The sequence below is a fragment of the Xanthomonas sp. 10-10 genome, assembly GCF_040182365.1.
GTDB classification, from domain to species: Bacteria; Pseudomonadota; Gammaproteobacteria; order Xanthomonadales; family Xanthomonadaceae; genus Xanthomonas; species Xanthomonas arboricola_F.
Genome location: NZ_CP144460.1, coordinates 2,474,727 through 2,496,354, shown reverse-complemented (window position 1 = coordinate 2,496,354; position 21,628 = coordinate 2,474,727). Strand labels below are relative to the sequence as shown.

Annotated in this window: 16 protein-coding genes; 15 read left to right on the top strand and 1 reads right to left on the bottom strand. The window is 61.2% G+C overall.

Annotated features, from left to right (window positions below):
- Positions 1 to 8: 8 nt before the first annotated feature.
- The 12 genes from VZ068_RS10510 to VZ068_RS10455 all read left to right on the top strand — a co-directional run bounded on the left by VZ068_RS10510 (position 9) and on the right by VZ068_RS10455 (position 13,317).
- Entirely contained in the window at positions 9 to 392 is a 384-nt protein-coding gene (locus VZ068_RS10510) for a response regulator transcription factor (protein WP_005997154.1), read from the top strand.
- Entirely contained in the window at positions 385 to 1,869 is a 1,485-nt protein-coding gene (locus tag VZ068_RS10505) for a sigma-54 dependent transcriptional regulator (protein ID WP_259150119.1), read from the top strand. Before VZ068_RS10510 ends, VZ068_RS10505 begins: the two co-directional genes overlap by 8 nt.
- A gap of 116 nt (positions 1,870 to 1,985) precedes the next feature.
- Positions 1,986 to 3,095 carry a DegT/DnrJ/EryC1/StrS family aminotransferase gene (locus VZ068_RS10500; protein WP_259168044.1) on the top strand — a complete coding sequence of 370 codons (1,110 nt, stop codon included), beginning with the start codon at positions 1,986 to 1,988 and terminating at the stop codon, positions 3,093 to 3,095.
- A gap of 64 nt (positions 3,096 to 3,159) precedes the next feature.
- Entirely contained in the window at positions 3,160 to 3,384 is a 225-nt protein-coding gene (locus VZ068_RS10495; RefSeq protein ID WP_054319002.1) for an acyl carrier protein, read from the top strand.
- Between the two features lie 5 nt (positions 3,385 to 3,389).
- Positions 3,390 to 4,430, top strand: coding sequence for a ketoacyl-ACP synthase III (locus tag VZ068_RS10490; RefSeq protein WP_349657586.1), 1,041 nt, complete (start codon positions 3,390 to 3,392; stop codon positions 4,428 to 4,430).
- 46 nt (positions 4,431 to 4,476) lie between these two features.
- Positions 4,477 to 5,244, top strand: coding sequence for an SDR family oxidoreductase (locus tag VZ068_RS10485; RefSeq protein WP_349657585.1), 768 nt, complete (start codon positions 4,477 to 4,479; stop codon positions 5,242 to 5,244).
- 14 nt (positions 5,245 to 5,258) lie between these two features.
- Positions 5,259 to 5,906 (top strand): acetyltransferase, encoded by a 648-nt coding sequence (locus VZ068_RS10480; RefSeq protein WP_349657584.1) that lies wholly within the window; start codon positions 5,259 to 5,261, stop codon positions 5,904 to 5,906.
- A gap of 40 nt (positions 5,907 to 5,946) precedes the next feature.
- On the top strand, positions 5,947 to 7,077 hold the full coding sequence (locus VZ068_RS10475) for an aromatic ring-hydroxylating dioxygenase subunit alpha (protein WP_349657583.1): 1,131 nt from the start codon (positions 5,947 to 5,949) through the stop codon (positions 7,075 to 7,077).
- Positions 7,074 to 7,691: an acetyltransferase gene (locus tag VZ068_RS10470; protein ID WP_349657582.1), complete on the top strand. Its 618-nt coding sequence runs from the start codon at positions 7,074 to 7,076 to the stop codon at positions 7,689 to 7,691. The genes VZ068_RS10475 and VZ068_RS10470 overlap by 4 nt, the downstream gene beginning before the upstream one ends.
- Before the next feature lie 503 nt (positions 7,692 to 8,194).
- Complete coding sequence (locus VZ068_RS10465; protein ID WP_349657581.1) at positions 8,195 to 10,075, top strand: class I SAM-dependent methyltransferase; 1,881 nt, start codon at positions 8,195 to 8,197, stop codon at positions 10,073 to 10,075.
- A complete protein-coding gene (locus VZ068_RS10460) occupies positions 10,072 to 11,892 on the top strand; it encodes an FkbM family methyltransferase (RefSeq protein WP_349657580.1) in 1,821 nt (606 codons plus the stop codon). The genes VZ068_RS10465 and VZ068_RS10460 overlap by 4 nt, the downstream gene beginning before the upstream one ends.
- A 310-nt stretch (positions 11,893 to 12,202) precedes the next feature.
- Positions 12,203 to 13,317, top strand: a protein-coding gene (locus tag VZ068_RS10455) for an IS3 family transposase (protein WP_184409677.1) whose coding sequence is annotated in 2 segments (ribosomal slippage) — positions 12,203 to 12,455 and positions 12,455 to 13,317 — 1,116 coding nt in all. Because the reading frame shifts where the segments join, the coding sequence is not laid out codon by codon here.
- A gap of 214 nt (positions 13,318 to 13,531) precedes the next feature.
- On the opposite strand, the gene VZ068_RS10450 is transcribed toward VZ068_RS10455, so the two are convergent.
- Positions 13,532 to 14,842, bottom strand: coding sequence for an FkbM family methyltransferase (locus tag VZ068_RS10450; RefSeq protein WP_349657579.1), 1,311 nt, complete (start codon positions 14,840 to 14,842; stop codon positions 13,532 to 13,534).
- Positions 14,843 to 15,295: 453 nt separating this feature from the next.
- Between VZ068_RS10450 and VZ068_RS10445 the strand changes: the two genes are divergently transcribed.
- The 3 genes from VZ068_RS10445 to fliF all read left to right on the top strand — a co-directional run bounded on the left by VZ068_RS10445 (position 15,296) and on the right by fliF (position 21,620).
- Positions 15,296 to 18,793, top strand: a complete 3,498-nt coding sequence (locus VZ068_RS10445; protein ID WP_349657682.1) for a glycosyltransferase — start codon at positions 15,296 to 15,298, stop codon at positions 18,791 to 18,793.
- A gap of 717 nt (positions 18,794 to 19,510) precedes the next feature.
- The gene (gene fliE / locus VZ068_RS10440) at positions 19,511 to 19,882 is read left to right on the top strand and encodes a flagellar hook-basal body complex protein FliE (RefSeq protein WP_010373676.1); all 372 of its coding nucleotides are present in this window, start codon (positions 19,511 to 19,513) and stop codon (positions 19,880 to 19,882) included.
- Between the two features lie 13 nt (positions 19,883 to 19,895).
- Positions 19,896 to 21,620, top strand: coding sequence for a flagellar basal-body MS-ring/collar protein FliF (gene fliF, locus VZ068_RS10435; protein ID WP_259150162.1), 1,725 nt, complete (start codon positions 19,896 to 19,898; stop codon positions 21,618 to 21,620).
- Positions 21,621 to 21,628: the final 8 nt, after the last annotated feature.

Sequence of the window (21,628 nt, the reverse complement as noted above, 5' to 3'; positions counted from 1 at the left end):
GGACTACTATGAGCAAACTCACCGTGCTGCTGGTCGACGACCACGAGGGCTTCATCAACGCTGCGATGCGTCATTTTCGCAAAGTGGAGTGGCTCAACATCGTGGGCAGTGCCGCCAATGGACTGGAAGCGATCGAGCGCTCTGAGTCGCTGCGCCCCAATGTCGTGTTGATGGATCTGGCCATGCCCGAGATGGGCGGCCTGCAGGCCACGCGTCTGATCAAGACACAGGACGATCCGCCGTATATTGTCATCGCGAGCCACTTCGACGATGCCGAGCATCGTGAACACGCTCTTCGCGCGGGTGCTGACAATTTTGTCAGCAAGCTGTCCTATATCCAGGAAGTCATGCCAATCCTGGAGGGCCTGACGGAAGGAGCCAGGAATGAGTGAGTCCCGCATTCTGTTGATCGACAGTGACGCCGTGCGCGCCGAGCGCACCGTCTCGCTGCTCGAGTTCATGGACTTCAATCCCCGCTGGGTCACCGACGGCGCCGACATCAATCCTGGCCGTCACCGCCACGATGAGTGGATGGCGGTGATGGTGGGCTCGGCGCAGGACGCCGCGCAGGCCGACAAATTCTTCGACTGGCTGGCCGATGCCAAGCTGCCGCCGCCGGTACTGTTGATGGAAGGCAGCCCGACCACGTTTGCGCAGACCCATGGCCTGCACGAAGCCAATGTCTGGGCGCTGGACACGCCGCTGCGCCACGCGCAGCTGGAAGCGCTGCTGCGCCGCGCAAGCCTCAAGCGCCTGGATGCCGAGCACCAGGCCGGCGTGCAACAGGACACCGGGCCGACCGGCAACAGCGAGGCGGTCACCCGCCTGCGCCGGCTGATCGACCAGGTGGCAGCGTTCGACACCACGGTGCTGGTGCTGGGCGAATCGGGCACCGGCAAGGAGGTCGTCGCGCGCGCCATCCACCAGCACTCGCCCCGCCGTGATGGGCCGTTCGTGGCGATCAACTGCGGCGCGATCCCGCCGGACCTGCTGGAAAGCGAACTGTTCGGCCACGAAAAAGGCGCCTTCACCGGTGCGCTGACCACCCGCAAGGGCCGCTTCGAAATGGCCGAGGGCGGTACCCTGCTGCTCGACGAAATCGGCGACATGAGCCTGCCGATGCAGGTGAAGTTGCTGCGCGTGCTGCAGGAGCGCAGTTTCGAGCGTGTTGGCGGCGGCCAGACCATCCGCTGCAATGTGCGCGTGATCGCCGCCACCCACCGCAATCTGGAAACCCGCATCAGCGACGGGCAGTTCCGTGAGGACCTGTTCTATCGCCTCAACGTGTTCCCGATCGAAATGCCGGCGTTGCGCGAGCGCGTCGACGATCTTGCCAGCCTGGTGCAGACGATCGCCGGCCAGCTGGCGCGTACCGGTCGCGGCGAAGTGCGCTTTGCCGATGAGGCGCTGCAGGCGCTGCGCAGCTACGACTGGCCGGGCAACGTGCGCGAACTGACCAACCTGGTGGAGCGCCTGGCGGTGTTGCATCCGGGTGGGTTGGTGCGCGTACAGGACCTTCCGGCGCGCTATCGCGGCGACTTCGCATCGTCCATTCCGGTCGAGTTGCCGCCGGAGCCGGCCCTGGTGGCGGCGCCTGCCGACGTCAACGCCTTGCCTAGCAATGTGGTGACGCTGCAACCCAAGACCGCCGACGCCGAACCGGTCTCTGCTGCCAGCCTGCCCGACGATGGCATCGACCTGCGTGGCCATATGGCCAACATCGAGCTGGCCCTCATCAACGAGGCGCTGGAACGCACCCAGGGGGTGGTTGCGCATGCAGCCCAGTTACTCGGCCTGCGCCGCACCACGCTGGTGGAGAAGCTGCGCAAGTACGGCATCGACCGCGAGCAGACCGAGCTGGCGAACTGAGCCGGCCACCGCTCCGCCAGCGCCCGCTGGCATAGCGCTTGCTTCAACAGGATCACTCCGTCCGCAACCGCCGGTTGCGGCGGAACCCCGACATCCACCGTCCCAGCGAGGCATTGATGCCCATCCCCGTCACCAGTCCGCTGCTGCCGCCGCTGGAAGACTTTCTGCCGTACCTGGAACGGATCTGGACCAGTCGCATCGTCAGCAACGGGGGGGAGATGCACCGTGCGCTCGAGCAGGCGCTGTGCGACTACCTGGGAGTGCCGCATCTGGCCCTGCTGACCAACGGCACTACCGCGTTGATCACCGCCCTGCAGGCGCTGCGCATCACCGGCGAAGTCATCACCACCCCCTACTCCTTCGTGGCCACGGCGCACTCGTTGCTGTGGAAGAGCATCACTCCGGTATTCGTGGATATCGACCCGGTGACGCTCAACATGGACCCGTCCAAGATCGAGGCGGCCATCACCCCGCAGACCACCGCCATCATGCCGGTGCATTGCTATGGCACCGCGTGCGATACCACTGCCATCACCCGCATCGCCGACATCTACAACCTCAAGGTGATCTACGACGCAGCGCATGCGTTTGGCGTGCGCGATGCCGGCGGATCGATCCTGCGCCACGGCGACCTGAGCGTGTTGAGCTTTCATGCCACCAAGGTATTCAACACCTTCGAGGGCGGCGCCATCGTGTGCCCGGACGAAAGAACCTACCAACGCATCGGGCATCTGAAGAATTTCGGCTTCGTCGACGAAACCACGGTGGTGGCACCGGGCATCAACGGCAAAATGAACGAAATCAGCGCGGCATTCGGCCTGTTGCAGCTCAAGCATATCGACGAGGCCATTGCGCAGCGCCGCGCCATCGACGCGCAATACCGGCAACGATTGAGCGAGGTGCGTGGCATCCGCTGCGTCGCAGCACCGCAGCATTCCAGCGCCAATCATGCGTATTTTCCGATCCTGGTGCAGGACGACTACCCGCTGGCGCGCGATGCGCTGTACCAATTGATGCGCGAGCACGGCATCCTGGCACGACGGTATTTCTATCCGTTGATCAGCGACTTCCCGATGTATCGCGCCCTGCCCTCGTCGGCACCGGCGCGGCTGCCGGTAGCGCGCTCGGTGGCCGCCCAAGTATTGTGCCTGCCGATCTTTCCCGGTTTGACCAGCGAACAGGTCGATACCATTGCCGACCTGATCGCCGGCGCAAAGGCAACATGATCGCACCACGCTGAACCTGCATTTCAGACTCCCATCTCTTCAACAGGCAACCAGGCGAGCTCGCATGACCCAGGCAACATTTATCGAGAACTTCCTCTCCGCCACCGACTTCCAGGAGCCGGTGGAGGTCACACTGGACACCGTGCTACTGGAATTGCCGGAGTGGGACTCGCTGGCAGCGCTGGGTGTGATCGTCATGTTCGACATGGAATACAGCAAGACCATCACCGGCGAAGATCTCACTGCAGCCGTCACCGTCGGCGATCTCTACAAACTGACCGAGGCGTAAGTACCATGCCGACCTCCACGCTGCACAACGTCCGCTTTGCCGGCATGGCGACCTGCGTGCCGAAGCGGGTCGTGTCCAATCTCACCGACTGCCGGCCGCAGATCCGCTCCGAGCGCGAGCGCCTGGTGCGCAACATCGGCATCGAGACGCGCCGCATGGCTTCGGAGTGGCAGTGTTTCTCCGACATGGCCTTCGATGCGACCGAAGTGCTGCTTGAGAAGCTGCAGTGGAAGCGCGAGGAGATCGATGCGCTGATCGTGGTGACCCAGTCGCCGGATTATCCGATCCCGGCCACCGCCATCATCCTGCAGGATCGACTGGGGCTGTCGCATGCCACGGTCGCCTTCGACGTTAACCTGGGCTGTTCGGCCTACCCGTTCGGCATCAACCTGCTGGGCTCGATGATCGCCGCCGGCGGCGTCAAGAAGGGCCTGCTGCTGGTCGGCGACCGCAGCGCCAATCTGGAAGACCCGATCTTTTCCGATTCCGGCACCGCCACTGCGTTGGAGTTCAGAGCCGACGCGCCGCCGATGCATTTCGACCTCAACAGCGATGGCAGTGGCTATCGCGCGATCATCCTGCCGGTAGGCGGACACCGCGAACCGGTCGGCATACAGCACCTTGTACCCTACCGCGAGGAAGCAGATGGCCAGTGGAAGCGCGGTGTGGATCTGCAACTCGATGGCGTGGCCGTGCTGAGTTTCTCCACCCAGCGCATCCCGCCGGCAGTGCAGAAACTGCTCGACTACACCGGCGTGGCCAAGGAGGACATCGATTACTTCGTGTTCCACCAGGCCAACCGCATGATCAACGAAACCATCCGCAAAAAGCTCGGCCTGCCGGTGGAGAAGGTGCCTTCCACGCTGCGCGACTTCGGCAATACCAGCGGCGCTTCGCTGCCGGTGACCATGACCGCACGCATCAACAAGGAACTGGAATCCGGCCCCAAGCGCGTGCTGCTGTGTGGCTTCGGCATCGGTCTGTCGTGGGGCACCTGCATATTGGACATCAACGATGCGGTGTTTCCTGATTTGATCGAAACCTGAGCTCGGAATTTGTGCTTTTTTCAAAACAACCAGACAACGACAAAACGTGAACGATCAAGTTCCTTTCAATCCCTTCAGCCTGACCGGCAAGCGCGTTCTGGTGAGCGGTGCCAGTTCGGGGCTGGGTAAAGCGATTGCGTTAAGTTGCGCACGTATGGGCAGCGAGCTGATCGTTACCGGACGCGACGCGCAGCGTCTGGAAGCGACGTTGAGCGAGCTGCAAGCCATTTCGGAACTGCCGCACCAGGCCGTGCTCGCCGATCTGACCGTTGCATCCGAGCGCGATGCGCTGGTGGCGGCATTGAGTGCATCACTGCAAGGCGTGGTGCATAGCGCAGGCATCTCGCGGCTGTGTCCGGCACGCATGGTCACCGAAGCGCACCTGCGCGAGGTGCAGTCGACCAATGTCGATGCGCCGGTGCTGCTTACCCAGGCCCTCCTAAAGCGCAATCTGATTGCTGCCGACGGCGCGATTCTGTTCATTGCATCCATCGCCGCGCATATCGGTGTTGCTGGGGTCGGCGCGTACTCTGCTTCCAAGGCGGCGCTGATCGCATATTCGCGTTGTCTTGCGATGGAAGTCATCAAGCGCCGCATCCGCGTCAATTGCCTCTCACCTGCGTTGGTCGATACACCGTTATTGGATGCCACCGCGCAAGTCGTCGGCTCGCTGGAAGCAGAACGCGACAACTATCCGTTGGGCTTCGGGCAACCTGACGACGTGGCCAACGCTGCTATTTTCCTGCTGTCGGGCGCTAGCCGTTGGATCACCGGCACCAGCCTGGTGATGGACGGCGGATTGACCATCAGCTGAGTAAGGAACTGATCATGAAACGTGTTGTCATCGTGGGCGCTGGCGGACTAGGGCGACAAGTGCTTGCACAGCTGCAGGTGGATTACAGCCACGGGATCGATTGGATCATTGCCGGTTTTCTCGACGAACGCGGCGCTGACGCCGTCTCGCCGGCGCTGTATTACCCCTGGCTTGGCGATCCACAGAGCTTCGTCCCGGCGTCCGATCTGATTTTTGTCGCCGCCGTCGGCGACCCCGCGATGCGGGAACGGCAGGTCGCGCCGCTGTTGGCGAAAGGTGCGCAGTTCATTTCAGTGCGCACGCGCTGCACACTTGGCGCGCGCACGATCTACGGCCCTACCTACTTCGGTTACGACGTGAATTGCGGCGTGGACTGCCGCATCGGCGGATATGGTTTCATAGACCAGGACACCTTGATCGGGCACGATGTCATCATTGGAGACTATGTGCATATCGGGCCACGCTCCGTGCTGGCCGGCAACGTCACCGTCGGCAACGGTGCGGTGATCAATACTGGAGCGTTGATCGCACGCGGCATCACCATTGGGGAAGGTGCTGTGGTCGGCATGGGCTCGGTGGTGTTCAACGATGTGCCTGCTGGCCAGACCGTAATCGGCAACCCGGCTCGCTCGATTTTCAACAAGCCGCGAGCGCAGGCATGAATCCGCCGATGCTGCCGGTTGCCGCGACATGGTGGCCTGCATGACCCGCCACGCGTTGGACCCGCAGCACTACACCAGCGTTGAGACCTTTGCACTGGAGCGCGAACGGATCTTTGGCCGGCTATGGAACTTCGCCGGCTTCAGCTCGATGGTACGCGAGCGCAACCAGTTCTTCACTCGAACGATCGCTGGCGTACCGGTGCTGGTGCAACGCACGACGGCCGGCATCCGCGCCTTCGTCAATCAATGCCCGCACAGGCTCTCCGCGATCCAGACCAGCAATACGGGCCAACGACCGATGGTATGTCCTTACCACGCTTGGTCGTTCGGCCCCGAGGGCGAACTGCGCGCCATACCGAATCAGGACCTGTTCCGATTCGACGACGAAGAACGTGCACGCATCTGTTTGCACAAGCTGCATGTCGAGGAAGTGGGCCAACTGCTGTTCGTCAACCTGTCCGAACGCCCCATCGCGCTGCAGGAGCAGTTTTCCGAGGCGTATCTGGCCCAATTGCGCGACGCGTCCTCGCACCTGGACACGCAGGTCATCCACAGCCGCCACCGAGTCCGCTACAACTGGAAGCTCAACATGGAGAACGTTAAGGACTACAACCATGTTCCGTTCGTGCATCCAAAAACGTTCCTTCCGGCGATGACCACATCTGTGAAATCGACTGGCGCATCCAGTGATGAGCCATCGATGGTGAAGGAACTACTACGACAGGCCCGAGCGCCGGCGCTGAGCGCACTTAGTTATCCGACCAGGGCACCGTTGCAGGAGTACACGTCCTGGTTTCGTGAACTTTGCAACACCTACGGAAGCGCACAGATTTACTACAATTGGTTTATCTACCCCAACGTGAACTTTTGCAGCGTACGTGGCGAGCATTTTTTGCTGCAGCAATACGAGCCAGTCGCGCCAGGTGAAACCGACTACCACCTATGGATGATGACGGCTCGGCGCAAGGAGCAACGCACAAATTTCACTGCCTTGCTGAGCAGCTTGATTCGCGTTGAACGCACTGTAATTGCGGAAGACACTGTGGTGTTGGAGACACTGCAAAGTGGGATCGGCCCACAATCACGACAGTTTATACATGGTGATTACGAAGAACATCTGGTCAAACAGCATCTTTGGTACCGCACGCATGTGCTGGGAGAGCAACAGTGACCTTACGCGTCGTTGCAGGGCATGGACGAGCGCTCGAAGAGGCCTTTGAACTTGCAGAACAGCTTCTGCCCGGGTGTGTGCGTATTGCGTTGCCTAGTGCCGATGCCCACAACTTCGACCGTGACCTGCTCTGCAGCGCGTACAGCCCTGAAGAGGTCGAGGTGTTTGTGGCGCTCGACGAGCGTGCGGTCAATTTCGCACGTCAGAAACTGATCGCAGATGTCAGGCTGGCCGGGTATCGCACCTACAACCTGGTGTCGCCAAGCGCCATCGTCGAAAACAGCGTGCGCTTGATGGGTAATGTCTTTGTCGGCGCCGGCTGCAATATTGCCAAGGGGTGTGTCGTTGGCATGGGCAGCTGGCTGGATCGGCAAGTCATTCTGGACCATGACGTCAGGCTTGGAACCTGCGTGAGCCTGCGCGCAGGCGTCATCCTGGCCGATCATGTGCATATAGGATCAGGCTCCACGCTTGGAGCCGGTAGTTTCGCCGCCCCGGGGAGCAAGGTCGGCAAGAACTGCGAGTGGTTGCTTGGCGCAAAGCTGCCGCCGACATTGCCCGACCGCTCGTTTTTTGACGCACTGATGCCGGACGGCGCACACATATTGCGGTAGCAAATGACACGTCGACTGTATTTTTTCACGATCGCGCGCCGGCATGAAGGCGAACAGAAGGAGCAATGGCATCGGTTTGATTGACCGCGATTTCGCACTCGATCGTGGTGAGTGCGTGATCACCCTGAAGATTGACCCCATCCCGCCAGACCACTCAGCTCGGTACAAGTTCGCGCCCCAGTCGCTCAACGGTCTGCTTGGACAAAGTTCTGGACACCGATACATTCTGCTGTCGCTACGCTGCACCGGCCGGGTTGGAGCTAACCATCGCCAAGCTGCCAACGCCTGATACGGCAGGCATGTGACACTGCTGTTTGCTTGAGATGCAGAGCCCCGGCCATCCATACTCGTCTCACGTCGCACGCCTCTGCAGCGGCCCGACCAACAGGCATGCAAGTTGCATCCGCTCTGCGGTCAGCACCGGCATCCTGCCTATCGCCTCTTTTTCGTTTACGGTTTGCAGCGCGGCTTTGCGGCGGATCGCCAACACTGGACTACCACGGATGAAGACAACAATTGTCCTGCTGCCAGATTTGCTCAGGCAGGCGCGCGCCTTTCCAGAAGGCTTCTTTGATTTGATCCGCGAACCGATCCGTCAAGGATGCGGCATCGATATCGGCACCGTTCCACGGGCTTCGGCGCCAAGCAAGAGAGGTGATGGTTTCGATCTCGCCAGATTTCAGCAACTGGCACTGGGAGACGTCGGCACCTGGTCCTCCAGCTATCACCAGATCAACGAGCAGGCCAATGCCTATCTGCTGCAGCACCTGCTTGGCGCTGATCTGCTTCTGTCCTTCGAAATGCCGCCTTGGCTGATCGCGTTATGTCATCAGCAGCGCATCACCTTTATCGACATCCGTGTTTCGCCGCTTCGTTTTGGGCGCGACCTCTACATCGCTCTGCAATGCAACGATTCAGTACTGGCAGAACGCATCGCCGCGCACACCGTCCTGGACGAAGAGCTACGCCTTGAGGCGGCAGTGCTGGCTGCCAATATCCGCATGCATCAAAAGCGGATGGAGGACGAGCGTGGCTACACCTTCACCGATCTGGGTGGAGCGATGCTGTTTATCGGCCAAGCGCCCTACGATGCGTCCTTGCTGGCTGAAGACGGACGCTCGCTGCGCTGCGAGGATTTTGCCGAGCGGCTGCAGCAGTTGTGCGCGTCGCGACGCCTGCTCTACAAGCCGCATCCTTTTGCCGGTGATTTCGCGCAGCAAGAGCGTGCCACGTTAGAGCGCATCACCGGGCAGCGTGCGGTGATCAGCTCGCAGAATGCTTACCAGATCCTGAGCGCGCAGGACGACGTCGAATTGATCGGTATCTCGTCGGGATTGCTTCAGGAGGCAACTTGGTTCGACAAGGTGGTGCATACATTGTTCAAGCCCTTCGTGCCCCTTGCCGCCTCTGAGGCAGATACGCAGGCGTATCAGCAGATCCATTTTAAGTCTTTCCTGTCTCCCGGATTCTGGCATCAGGTGCTAGCCCCCGAGTGTGAACCGCCACGACTGAGCGAGCTACCGACACTGATTCATCACCATGCACGAGAAACGCTGGATCAATGGTGGGATTATTCCAAAGTACTGACCTGGGAACGTGCGCTTGCTCACGAGACGGTCGCGCGCAACGGCTTGGCGCGGTTGCATGAGCGTGTCGAAGTGCTGGAACGGGCACTCCCTGCGATATCGTCATGCCAAGCTCTGCCACCCTCGAACCTGAAGTTAAACAGCACACCGCCAGATGATGCACAGTGGCAGGCGTGCCTGCACGCCATCCAGCAGCAGATCGCTGCCGAGCCGCTGCAGTTCGGCCGTGGCCAGCTCTATCAAGGACACGAGGGTTGGCAACTCTCGGGGCAGCGGCCGACGTTGCGGCGCCTTGCCGAATACCGAGTGGACAGCTGGTTGCCCGAACAGGCCAGCGTGTTGGATATCGGTTGCAATATCGGAATGTTCGGGCTGGCACTGGCGCCGGTGATACGTAGCTACCACGGAATAGACCATACCCAAGCGCTGATCGACATCGCGCGCCGCCTCGCTGCGGCATGCCGCGTCGACAACTGCCAATTCGAATGCAGCGGCTTTGCAGAGTTCATGGTTGACGACCGGCGCCGATACGATGTGGTCTTCTCCTTTGCAGTGCATGTGTGGATCGGCATACCCATTGCGCAGTACGCGAAGGTGCTACATGGATTACTGGCGCCGGGCGGGCGACTTATCCTGGAAAGCAACAACTTGGCCACCAACGACAAGGACTTCTTCGCCAATATCGAGCACGTGCTGGCTGCAGGGTTCCAAGTCCATTCGCGTGGGCTGCTCAAGGACGACGGCATCATCGAACGCGCGTTCTACGTATTCGACAGGATTGAGGAACCAGCGGCATGATGGCTTATCAGGCAGGACGTTGCGACGACACGCTCAGCGCGTACGCGCACGCGCACGCTGCGATGTTGTTGCTAAAACAGGGGTTGGTAGGCCGCGCACAGAGACGGCTAACGCAAGCGATTGCGCTGGAGCCGGAGAATCCCCAGTGGCACCTGGAACTTGCACGCGTTCTGCGCGATGCCGCCCCACAAGAGGCCGCAGACAGTTATGTCACTGCACACCGGCTCGGCAGCAACAATGCGCCGCTTGAGGCAGCTTGCCTGTTGCAGCCACAGAGTGTGGAACAAGTAGCACCGCTGACGCTGTGGACGTCGGACCGCCTGGATATCGCGGCAAAACTGCAGTTTGCGCAGCACTATCTAGGCCATTCGTCAGCCAAAACAATCGATGCCGTCGGCATCTACCGTCAACACATCCAGCAGCGCACCGCAGGCCGGGAGCCCGACGCGTTAGGCAAATGCTGCGTGGCCGATTACGAACTCGCATTCGCCAAGCTGATCGAGGACATGCGCGAACGTGGCTTCCAGGATCATTGTGCAATTCCGCTCGACGGCGACGGGCGACTACTCAACGGCGCACATCGCCTCGCTGCCGCTCTCGCGCTAGGCCTGAGCACGGTTGCGGTCGTGCGCCTTCCACCACAGTGGCGGGCGGTCGATTGGAGCATGAGCTGGTTCCTCCACAATGGCTTTGCACCCCAGCAGATCAATGCGCTCTTGAGCACCTGGTTACAGTGGCACGCGCAGACAGGACGTTTTGTAGTGATCGAACACCACGCAGACGAACAGGCCATGAAGCTGACGCTAGCGCTCGCCCAGCAATTCGGCTGCGTGGCCTGGCGCGAAGTGCCAGCATCGCTATGCACCGCGCTGTCCGGCACCATCGTAGCACCGGCAGCATTGCGCTACATACTGCTGGAAGCAGAGGATCAGGCATTGCAGACGTTTGTTGCGCAACACAACAATGCCTATCCCGCACTGCGTTGCCAAGCCCTGCCCGCGCAAGCCAACACGCGAGCGGCGGACTTGGTGTTAGACGAAGAAAACCTTGCGTTAGCACACGGTAGTCTATTACCGGCAGATGCGTCCAAGGGCACTCTTGGCCAATGGATTGGCTATAGGCAAGTGCCGATGCAGTGCACCGCCGCCACGGCTTCCGGCTTCATGAAATGGCGCAACCTGCAACTGCTTGAAACGGTGCACACCATCATCGATGTCGGCGTTGCCGAGGGCACGCCAGATCTGTATCGCAACCTAAGCCCGGCCCACGTGATCTTCATCGAGCCGGTCACGCTGTTCGCTGCGCAGGTGGAGACTCTACGTCAGCAGTTCCCCAGCAGTCAGTATCTGCAGATCGGTTTGTCAGACCGCAAAGAACAGACAGTTATAAACTATCGCGAAGACGCACCGGTGCTCAGCTCGCTGCTGGAAAGCAGCTCGCTACGCGACACCGGCGCCGAACGCATCATCCGCCTGCCGGTGGAATTGCATCGCCTGGATGATGTCTTCGCACAGTTGCACGAAACCGACCGCACTACTTTGTTGAAGATCGATACAGAGGGCTACGAACTGCAGATCCTGCGGGGCGCGGTCGAGTCGTTGCGCAAGATGACCTATGTCATGCTGGAGCTGTCGGTGATCGAGCGTTTCCACGGCTCTTACACTTGTCAGGAATTGGTCTCTTTCATGCAACAGCAAGGGTTCCAGTTGCATACCTGCCTTTCCGCCAGCGTCGATGCACAAGGTTACTGCCGCGTGGTGGATGCAGTCTTCATCAATACCGTTGCGTCGCAACGTACGCTTGTCGCAAATGTTTGATGTACATTGGATCTTGTCAATTGCTCCCTCTCCTGGACATGCGGTGCGTACAGTTTCTGATTGTCTCTCGGGAGCCCGGCAAGCCCCGAAAGTCCGGTGAAAGCCCCTGCTCCAACGGTGCCCACTACATCCGTTGGCTCAACTGCGCCAGCCGATGACGCACGTCGATCTGCTTCTCCGCTTGCGAACGGAACAACCTGTCAGCAGGCGTCTGCTCTGCTGCAGGACGGCGTGGGCGCGTAAGCTCCCCCGATCGGCAGACACCGCATAAGTAGATCTTTCTGGCATCGTTCCCAAGTCAGGAGGTTCCATGCGCACATCGAAGTTCACCGAGACACAGATCATCGCCACGCTCAAGCAGGCTGACGCAGGCGTTCCAGTCAAAGACATCTGTCGCCAAGTCGGCATCAGCACGGCGACCTATTACCAGTGGAAGAGCAAGTACGGCGGCTTGGAGGCGTCCGAGCTGCTGCGGGTCAAGGAGCTCGAGTCCGAGAACGCCAAGCTCAAACGGATGTACGCCGAGTTGGCGCTCGACAACGCGGCAATGAAGGACCTGATCGCAAAAAAACTCTAGGGCCGGCGCGTAAGCGCGAGGCGGTGCGGTTCCTTATCGAGGTCCACGCGCGGCCGTTGCGCCGGTCCTGTGCATGCGTCGGGCTGTCGCGTGCCGCCTGGTACGCACCGCCTCTGGACTGGACGGTGCGCGATGCCGAGCTGATTGCCGAGATCGCGCGTTACGTTGAAGCGCACCCCAGTCGTGGCTTCTGGAAGTGCAGCGACTACCTTCGCAAGCAGCAACCAGGCTGGAATCCCAAACGCATCTATCGCGTTTACAAGGCCATGAAGCTCAACCTACGCCGCGCTGCAAAGCGTCGCCTTCCCAAGCGTGAGCGGGTGCCGCTCTACGTGCCGAGGCTGCCAGACACGGTCTGGTCGGTCGACTTCATGAGCGATGCGCTGGCATGCGGACGACGCTTTCGCACCTTCAACGTGGTGGATGACTTCAATCGCGAGGCGCTGCACATCGAGGTTGACACCTCGATCAACTCGCAACGGCTTGTGCGTGTGTTCGAGCAGATCAAACGCGATCATGGCTTGCCGCAGGTGGTGCGCTCGGACAACGGCCCCGAGTTCCTGGGCGAAGCGTTCACCAGCTGGCTCAAGACGAATGGCGTCGCACTGCAGTACATCCAGCCGGGAAAGCCAAATCAGAATGCCTTCATTGAGCGCTTCAATCGCACGTTCCGCGAGGAAGTGCTCGACCTGAATTTCTTCGCCTGCCTCGACGATGTGCGCGAAGCCGCCCACTGGTGGATGATCGACTACAACGAAGCAAGATCCCATGATTCGCTCGGCGGAATGACCCCGGTCGAGTACCGCAACAAGCACGCCGAAAGCTCTACTTTTGAAGTGCCTGCTTGACGGGGGAGCTTACGGGCGCATGGGAGCACATTGCTAAAAACCAGCGTCGTTGCATAACTGGAAGTTGTGCCACGCCTGTATCGCCGACAATGCTTTGCAGTGATTGACTGACCAAGGATTTTAGGGGGCGCCTCCCACTTAACAGTGTTGTGAATCGGGGGGGTGAGGTCGCCCAGCCAAGAAATTTATTGCGAGCCAGAGCTCTAAACAAGCCTCAGAAACAATATAACACCATTGCATCAGGACATAGCCGATTATGCTGGCGAAAGCCAAGCCTGTAATCCATATCCGTTTCAGCAATAAATTCAGTCAATGTCATCAAGTCTTCAGGCTTATGATAAAGAGAAAGAGCTATCTTCGGTCGATTCTTCTCAATCGTTTGTCTTGCACCATGGAGCGCCTTGAGTTCAGAGCCCTCTATTTCTAGCTTAATGAATGTTGCCGATCTGTCAGTAGCATCGTCAATAGTCGTGACAGGAACGGTTATCGAAACATTATCTTCAAGCGACCTCTCATATATATGACCAACGATGTTGGATTCCACTAGATGAGCAGACTGGGGTTGAACAGGCCCAGAGGCTTCAAAGTTCGGAACAATCTGCCCCGGATTAAATCTAAGGGTCGTATTAATATCCCACAACCCTTTTTCATGGAGGACAATAGAGGCAGCCAGAGGCTTGAGATACTGATCTTGCAGCAAATTAAGCCGCGACCGAATTAACTGATTATTGCTGGCGGATGGTTCAAAAGAATGAATTTGCTTGAACTGACCTTTACATGCCCGCAAGAAACCCTCAATAGTATCCCCATTAAAAGCACCACCATCCACATATACTTCCCGATCATTAAAATCAAAAAATTGGCGGTTAGTGGAGTAAGAATTTAACCCAAACTTCTTCTTATCGTGACCTACTGCACACGCCTCGAGATAAAATGGATTCAAAGTTAATCGGTACAATAGTATGCATAGCCAAGTGGTGCGCGAGTAGTCATCAACCAGTTGATCCGCCGCTCCCACAAGGCGATCGACATTTTTTATTACGGAGTTAAAAAATTCGTAACCATACCAAAAGAATCGACCGGTCTCGCCACTGCGGTCAACCTTGCAACACTCCAGTAAATGTAGAAATTGCAACGGAAGCAGCGCGGGCAAACCCCACTGAGCGGCTACTTTACTGAAGTGCTGAAAGCCTGCCCCGCACGGAGCCAGAATACAAGAAACCACGCCACTCTGACCAGCCGCCAATGCGACCCATGCATCAGAGCTAATTACGGGGATTCCAAATATATGACTTTGGTTTTCGCAAAGAAAATCGTCGACGATAGCAATGACATTAGCAGACTTCGCCAAAACGCGAATTTCAGATCGACAACCTGAGCCACAAACTATAAATTCTTTATTTTCAAGAAAGCTTTTTGGCGACTCATTAAACCAGACAGGAAACATTCCGTTTGGCTTCACAAGCAAATCTCGAAGCTCAAAAATCTCTCTTGTCAGTTGCTGATGAGAAAAGAATGGATACATGCGATTTAAGATGGGTTAATTTGAATCGAAAAATATCACAAATATTCTTCAACGTCAAAAAATCCATGCAGGTACATTTATTTCAAAAGCCCTACCGAGCCCAATCCACTTAAATCGCCACGAAAAATTATTTGATTCAAGGCATTCAGCGCGCAATACACACCTTTCTATGGACTCGGCTAGATGACTGCTGCCATAAGCTCTGGCCGGCCGACCTTGCTGGTGCTTCCAGTGCGGACAGAATACGCGATGACAGCTTGACAATGTCCGTAGGCCCAATGCGCTATCAGTGGAGGAGCAGTTGGATCTGTGAAGATACCCCGCACCAGTCGGCCACATCCGGCATATATTTTGCATGCAAGATGAATTCGGTTCGCCGATTCCGCTCAGATATCAGTCCCTAACAAACATGGTCGATCCTGCATGAGTTCTCCAGCCTTGGTCAGCATCGTCATGCCGACCTACAAGCCAGGCTACTTCGCGCAAGCGCTGGACAGCGTGCTGGCGCAGACCTACATGGCGTTGGAGCTCGTGATCTGCGACGACAATGCCGATGGCGCCATCGAGGCGTTGCTGGCGTCCAGGCTGGCGGGCGCGCCGTTCACGATCCGCTACCATCGCAATCCGACCCGGCTCGGCGAGCTGGGCAGTACGCTTAAGGGTATCGGCCTGGCCCAGGGTGAGTACGTCAAGTTCCTGCACGACGACGATGTGCTAGAGCCCGATTGCATTGCGCAGCTGGTGGAAGCGATCGAGCGCAATCCCGGCACGGCGATGGCATCCTCGCGCCGGTTGCGCATCGACGACGACGGTGCGCCGTTGCCGGACATCTTGGCTACCTGCTTTCCGTTCGCCGACGACGTGCTGATCGACGGGCCGGAGCTGGTGTCGTTCCTGGCCGATCACGCCATCAACTTCATCGGCGAGCCGAGCTGTGTGCTTGCACGACGCGCTGACCTGCTGGCGCTGGGCAATGCGCTGATGATGTTGAACGGCAAGCCGATCCACTGGGTTGGCGACCTGGCGATCTACGTCAAGCTGCTGCGCCATGGCAACCTGGCGTTTCTGGCCAGGCCGCTCACGCACTTCCGCGTGTCCAGCGCGCAGTTCAGCCAGGCCGGCCGCGATCAGGTCGGGGTCGGCGACCAGGGCCACGAAGACCTGCGCCAGGGCATCCGCCAGCTCGGCTGGCGACGCGAGACCGGCGACAACCGCCAAGTGCGGGTCGCCCCGCTCAGCCCGCACAAGGCGCGCGTGTTCAAGTCGGTGGATCTGGTCAATGCGCTGATGCGCAGCGCCGGCATGGCCGAACAGGTGTCGCCGGCCACCTGGCTGGGCGTGCGCCACCCCAGCGATGTGCAGCGCGCGTTGATCGATGCGCGCCTACAGGCGCATGCCGGCGGGCCGCGCATTGCGGTGATGCTGATCGACCGCGACGGGGATGCCGCAGCAGTGGCCGCAACCCTGGCCAGCATCGATGCGTTGGCCTGCTTTCGCAATCGGCAGACCTGGGTGGTCAGCAGTGCACCGCACCAGGTGGCCGCCCGAGGCGAGCATGGCGTGCTGATTGGCGATGCGGGTCTGGTGGCCGCACTCAACCAGGCCATCGCAGGGCAGCAGGATGTCGATTGGGTGCTGCTGGTGGATGCCGGCAGCCTCTTTACCGTCAGCGGCCTGACGATGCTGGCGCTGGGCATGATCGGGCTGCCCGAGCAGTGCCAGGCTGTCTATGCGGATGAAGTGGTTGCACTGGACACCGCGCAGCTTGGGCTGGCGCTGCGGCCGGCGCTGTATCTGGATGTGCTGCTGAGCGCGCCGTCCACACTGTCGCGGCACTGGCTGTTCCGCCGCAGCAGTCTGGTGGCCGACGGCGGTTTTCCGGCAGACCTTGGGCAGGCCTTCGAACTCGGCTATCAGCTTGGCCTGGTCGAGCGTTACGGCCTGGCCTGTGTGCAGCACATCGCCGAGCCATTGTTGGTGGCCGCAGCCCAAACACTGCAATCCGATGCGGACGAGCAACGTGCCATCGCCCGCCACCTGGCCGCGCGCGGGTATGCGGATGCACGCGTGCACAGCGCCGGCCCTGGTCGGCATGCGGTGGATTACCAGCATGCCCAGCAGCCGCTGGTCAGCATCCTGGTGCTGGTCGATGGCCGGTTGCCGCAGGTGCAGCGCTGCCTGGAAAGCATCCTGGCCAACACCGCCTACCCGCATTACGAGGTGCTGCTGCTGGACCGCGACAGCACCGCCCCGGACCTGCGCGATTGGTTGGCTGGCATCGATGCGCTGGGCCTGCAGCAGATCCGCGTGCTGCGCTTTGCTGCCGAGCCTGCGCGCGAAGCGGTCTGCAATGCCGCCGCCGGGCATACACGTGGGGATATGTTGCTGTGGCTGTCGGCCGGCGCTGCGGTGATGAAGGCCGATTGGCTGGAGCAGCTGCTCAATCATGCGCTGCGGCCGGAGGTGGGCGCGGTTGCCGGCAAGTTGCTGCGCGGCGACGGCACCGTGCATCACGCCGGTCTGCTGCTGGGCCTGGGGGCACCGGCGGCGCGCGCGTTCGAAGGCCATGCGTTCGACGAATCCGGTTATCTGCAGCGCCTGCAGCTGGACCAGAACTACACCGCCTTGAGCGGCGAATGCCTGATGCTGCCGCGCCAGCTGTTTATCGACGCAGGCGGTTTTGCGCTGGAGCCGGCACTGGCGCAGTGGAGCGATGTCGACCTGTGCCTGCGCCTGCACCAGGCCGGCTACCTGAATGTGTTCGCGGCGCGGGCGCAGCTGTTGATCGATCCACCGGAGCAGATGCCCGCCACTGCGCTGGACGAAGAAGCGATGTACGCGCGTTGGCTTCCGGTGATGGCCAACGACCCGGCCTACAACCCGGGCTTCTCGCTGGATCCCGACGCAGGCTTCCAACTGGCCGACCCGCGCGCCAGCTGGCGGCCGTTGCAATCGTGGCGGCCGCTGCCGAGCGTGATCGCACTGCCGGCCGATATCGAAGGCTGCGGACACTATCGGGTGATCCAGCCACTGCGCGCCCTGCGCGAGGCCGGCCTGGCCGAAGGCGTGCTGTTCAACGGCTACCTGGAGATTGCCGAACTGGCGCGTCAGGATCCCGACGCGGTGATCCTGCAACGCCAGGTGGGCGAGGCGCGGCTGGAGGCGATGCGGCGGATGAAGGCGCTGTCGCGCGCGTTCAAGGTCTACGAGCTGGACGATTACCTGCCCAACCTGCCGCTGAAGAATGCCCACCGCGCGCAGATGCCCAAGGACATTCTCAAGACCGTGCGGCGCGGGCTGGGCATGGTGGACCGCTTCGTGGTCTCCACGCCGGCGCTGGCCGACGCGTTTGCCGGGCTGCATAGCGATATTCGCGTGGCGGAAAACCGCTTGCCGCCACATTGGTGGGAACATCTGCCCGCGCGGGCCGAACGCCAGGGTGGCAAGCCGCGGATTGGCTGGGCTGGCGGCGCCAGCCATACCGGCGACCTGGAGCTGATTGCCGACGTGGTGAAGGAGCTCGCCGGCGAGGTGGACTGGGTGTTCATGGGGATGTACCCGTTCGCGCTGCGCCAGCATATTCACCATTTCCAGCCGGGCGTGCCGATCAATCAGTACCCGGCGGCGCTGGCGGCGCTGGACCTGGATCTGGCACTGGCGCCGGTGGAGCAGAACCTGTTCAACGAGTGCAAGAGCAATCTGCGCCTGCTGGAGTACGGTGCCTGCGGCTATCCGGTGATCGCCAGCGACGTGCGCTGCTATCAGGGCACCCTGCCGGTGACCCTGGTGAAGAACCGTTATCGCGACTGGATCGGCGCGATCCGCGAACATCTGGCCGACCTGGATGCGGCGCGCGCCAAGGGTGCGGCCTTGCGCGAGGCAGTGAGACGCGACTGGATGTTGAGCGGCAGCCATCTGGACAGCTGGCGAGCGGCCTGGTTGCCGGACTAGCGCGGGGACGCTGCTTCAGCGTTTTCCGGCTGGCGGTAGAACGGGTGTCTGGCCGCGTGTGAATTGACGGTGCTGCCCTCATCCGGCGCTGCGCGCCACCTTCTCCCGCTGGCGGGAGAAGGGAAAACCTTCGCTGCGCGTGATCTGTCAGTGCATTGCAGCTGATAACCACCGACTGCCTTCCCCCCGCCTGCCGGGGAAGGGAAAGCATTGGCTGTGCGTGATCTGTCGGTGCACTGCTGCTGACCATCACCGGCTTCCTTCCCCCGCTTGCGGGGGAAGGTGCCCGAAGGGCGGATGGGGGCATGCGACCACACGCCAGTCTGCGCGTTGCCATGCATGCAGCGGCGTGGCAATTGACGGTGCCGCCCTCATCCGGCGCTGCGCGCCACCTTCTCCCGCTGGCGGGAGAAGGGAAAGCATTGGCTGTGCGTGTTCTGTCGGTGCACTGCAGCTGACCATCTCCAACTCCCTTCTCCCGCTTGCGGGGGAAGGGAAAACCTTGGCTGCGAGTGATCTGTCAGTCCACTGCAACTGACCATCACCGACTCCCTTCCCCCGCGTGCGGGGGAAGGTGCCCGAAGGGCGGATGGGGGGCGGTATCGCTGCGACGCGCTCGCGACAGGGCGCGGCAGGAACGTGCCCGCGCCGGAATCCCGGCACGATTTCGGCACGCCGCTTGCATTGGTGTGGATGCCTCCCTGGCTGACCGCACCCATGAGCGACTCCGTTACCTCGATTCTTTCGCAGATCCGCAGCTACCAGACGCAGATGGGCCAAGGCCCGATGGGTGCGGTGGGCGATGCGGCGCGCGGCAATCAGATCCAGGGACTGGCTGGCGCACAGGGAACGCCGGCCACCCAGGCGCCGAGCTTCAGCGAGACCTTGCGCGGCGCCATCGGCGGCGTCAACGAGGCCCAGCAGAAGGCCGGCGCGCTCTCCAAGGCGTTTGAAATGGGCGACCCCAGTGCCGATCTGGCCCGGGTCATGGTCGCCTCCCAGCAATCCCAGGTGGCCTTCCGCGCCACCGTGGAAGTCCGCAACCGTCTCGTCCAGGCTTACCAGGACGTCATGAACATGCCGCTGTAAAGGTTGACGACACATGGCTCTCGCGATCAGCAAAGAAAACATGAACCAAAACGCCGAAAAGGCGGGCCAGTGGTTCGACCGTGTCCGCAGCCTGCAGATCACCCGCAAGCTGACCATGATGGCGATGATCGCCCTGGCGGTGGGTGCAGGCCTGGCGGTGTTCTTCTGGTCGCAGCAGCCCGGCTACCAGTCGCTGTACACCGGCCTGGATGACAAGGGCAATGCCGAGGCCGCCGACCTGCTGCGCACCGCGCAGATCCCGTACAAGATCGACCAGAACACCGGCGCCATCTCGGTTCCGCAGGACCGCCTGTACGACGCGCGCCTGAAGCTGGCCGGCTCCGGCCTGACCGGCAAGGAAACCGGCGGCGGGTTCGAGTTGATGGAAAAGGACCCGGGTTTCGGGGTCAGCCAGTTCGTGGAAAACGCCCGCTACCAGCACGCGCTGGAAACCGAACTCTCGCGCACCATCAGCACCCTGCGCCCGGTGCGCGAGGCACGCGTGCATCTGGCCATCCCCAAGCCCAGCGCGTTCACCCGTCAGCGCGAAGTGGCCAGCGCCTCGGTGGTGCTGGAGCTGCGCGGCGGCCAGGGCCTGGAGCGCAACCAGGTCGATGCCATCGTCAATCTGGTGGCGTCCAGCATTCCGGACATGACCCCCGAACGCGTCACCGTGGTCGACCAGAGCGGCCGCATGCTCTCCATCGCCGATCCCAACAGCGATGCCGCCCAGCATGCCGCCCAGTTCGAGCAGGTGCGTCGCCAGGAAAGCTCCTACAACCAGCGCATCCGCGAGCTGCTCGAGCCGATGACCGGCCCGGGCCGGGTCAACCCGGAAGTCAGCGTGGACATGGACTTCTCGGTGGTCGAAGAAGCCCGCGAACTCTACAACGGCGAGCCGGCCAAGCTGCGCAGCGAGCAGGTCAGCGACACCAGCACCAGCGCCACCGGCCCGCAGGGTCCTCCGGGCGCCACCAGCAACAGTCCCGGCCAGCCGCCGGCTGCGGCCGTCGCCGGCGCACCGGGCACCCCGGCCGCCGCCAACGGCCAGGCCGCGGCTCCTGCCGCGCCGACCGAGACTTCCAAGAGCGCCACCCGCAATTACGAATTGGACCGAACCTTGCAACACACCCGTCAGCCGGCCGGCCGCATCAAGCGGGTGTCGGTGGCGGTGCTGCTGGACAACGTCCCGCGCCCCGGTGCCAAGGGCAAGATGGTCGAGCAGCCGCTGACGGCCGCCGAGCTCACCCGTATCGAGGGCCTGGTCAAGCAGGCGGTGGGGTTCGACGCGGCACGTGGCGACACGGTGTCGGTGATGAATGCCCCGTTCGTGCGGGAAGCGGTTGCGGGCGAGGAAGGCCCCAAGTGGTGGGAAGACCCGCGCGTGCAGAACGGTCTGCGCCTGCTGGTCGGTGCGGTGGTGGTGCTGGCGCTGCTGTTCGGCGTGGTGCGCCCCACCCTGCGCCAGCTCACCGGCGTGACCGCGGTCAAGGAAAAGCAGCGCAATGGCGGCAACGATGGCACTCCGCAGAGCGCCGATGTGCGGATGGTCGACGACGAGGAGTCGCTGTTGCCCCACATGGGCGAGGACACCGCCAGCATCGGGCAGGAACGCAAGACCCCGATCGCCCTGCCGGATGCCTACGAAGAGCGCATGCGCGTCGCACGCGAAGCAGTCAAAGCCGATTCAAAACGTGTCGCACAAGTCGTGAAGGGATGGGTCGCCAGTGAAGCCTGATACACCAC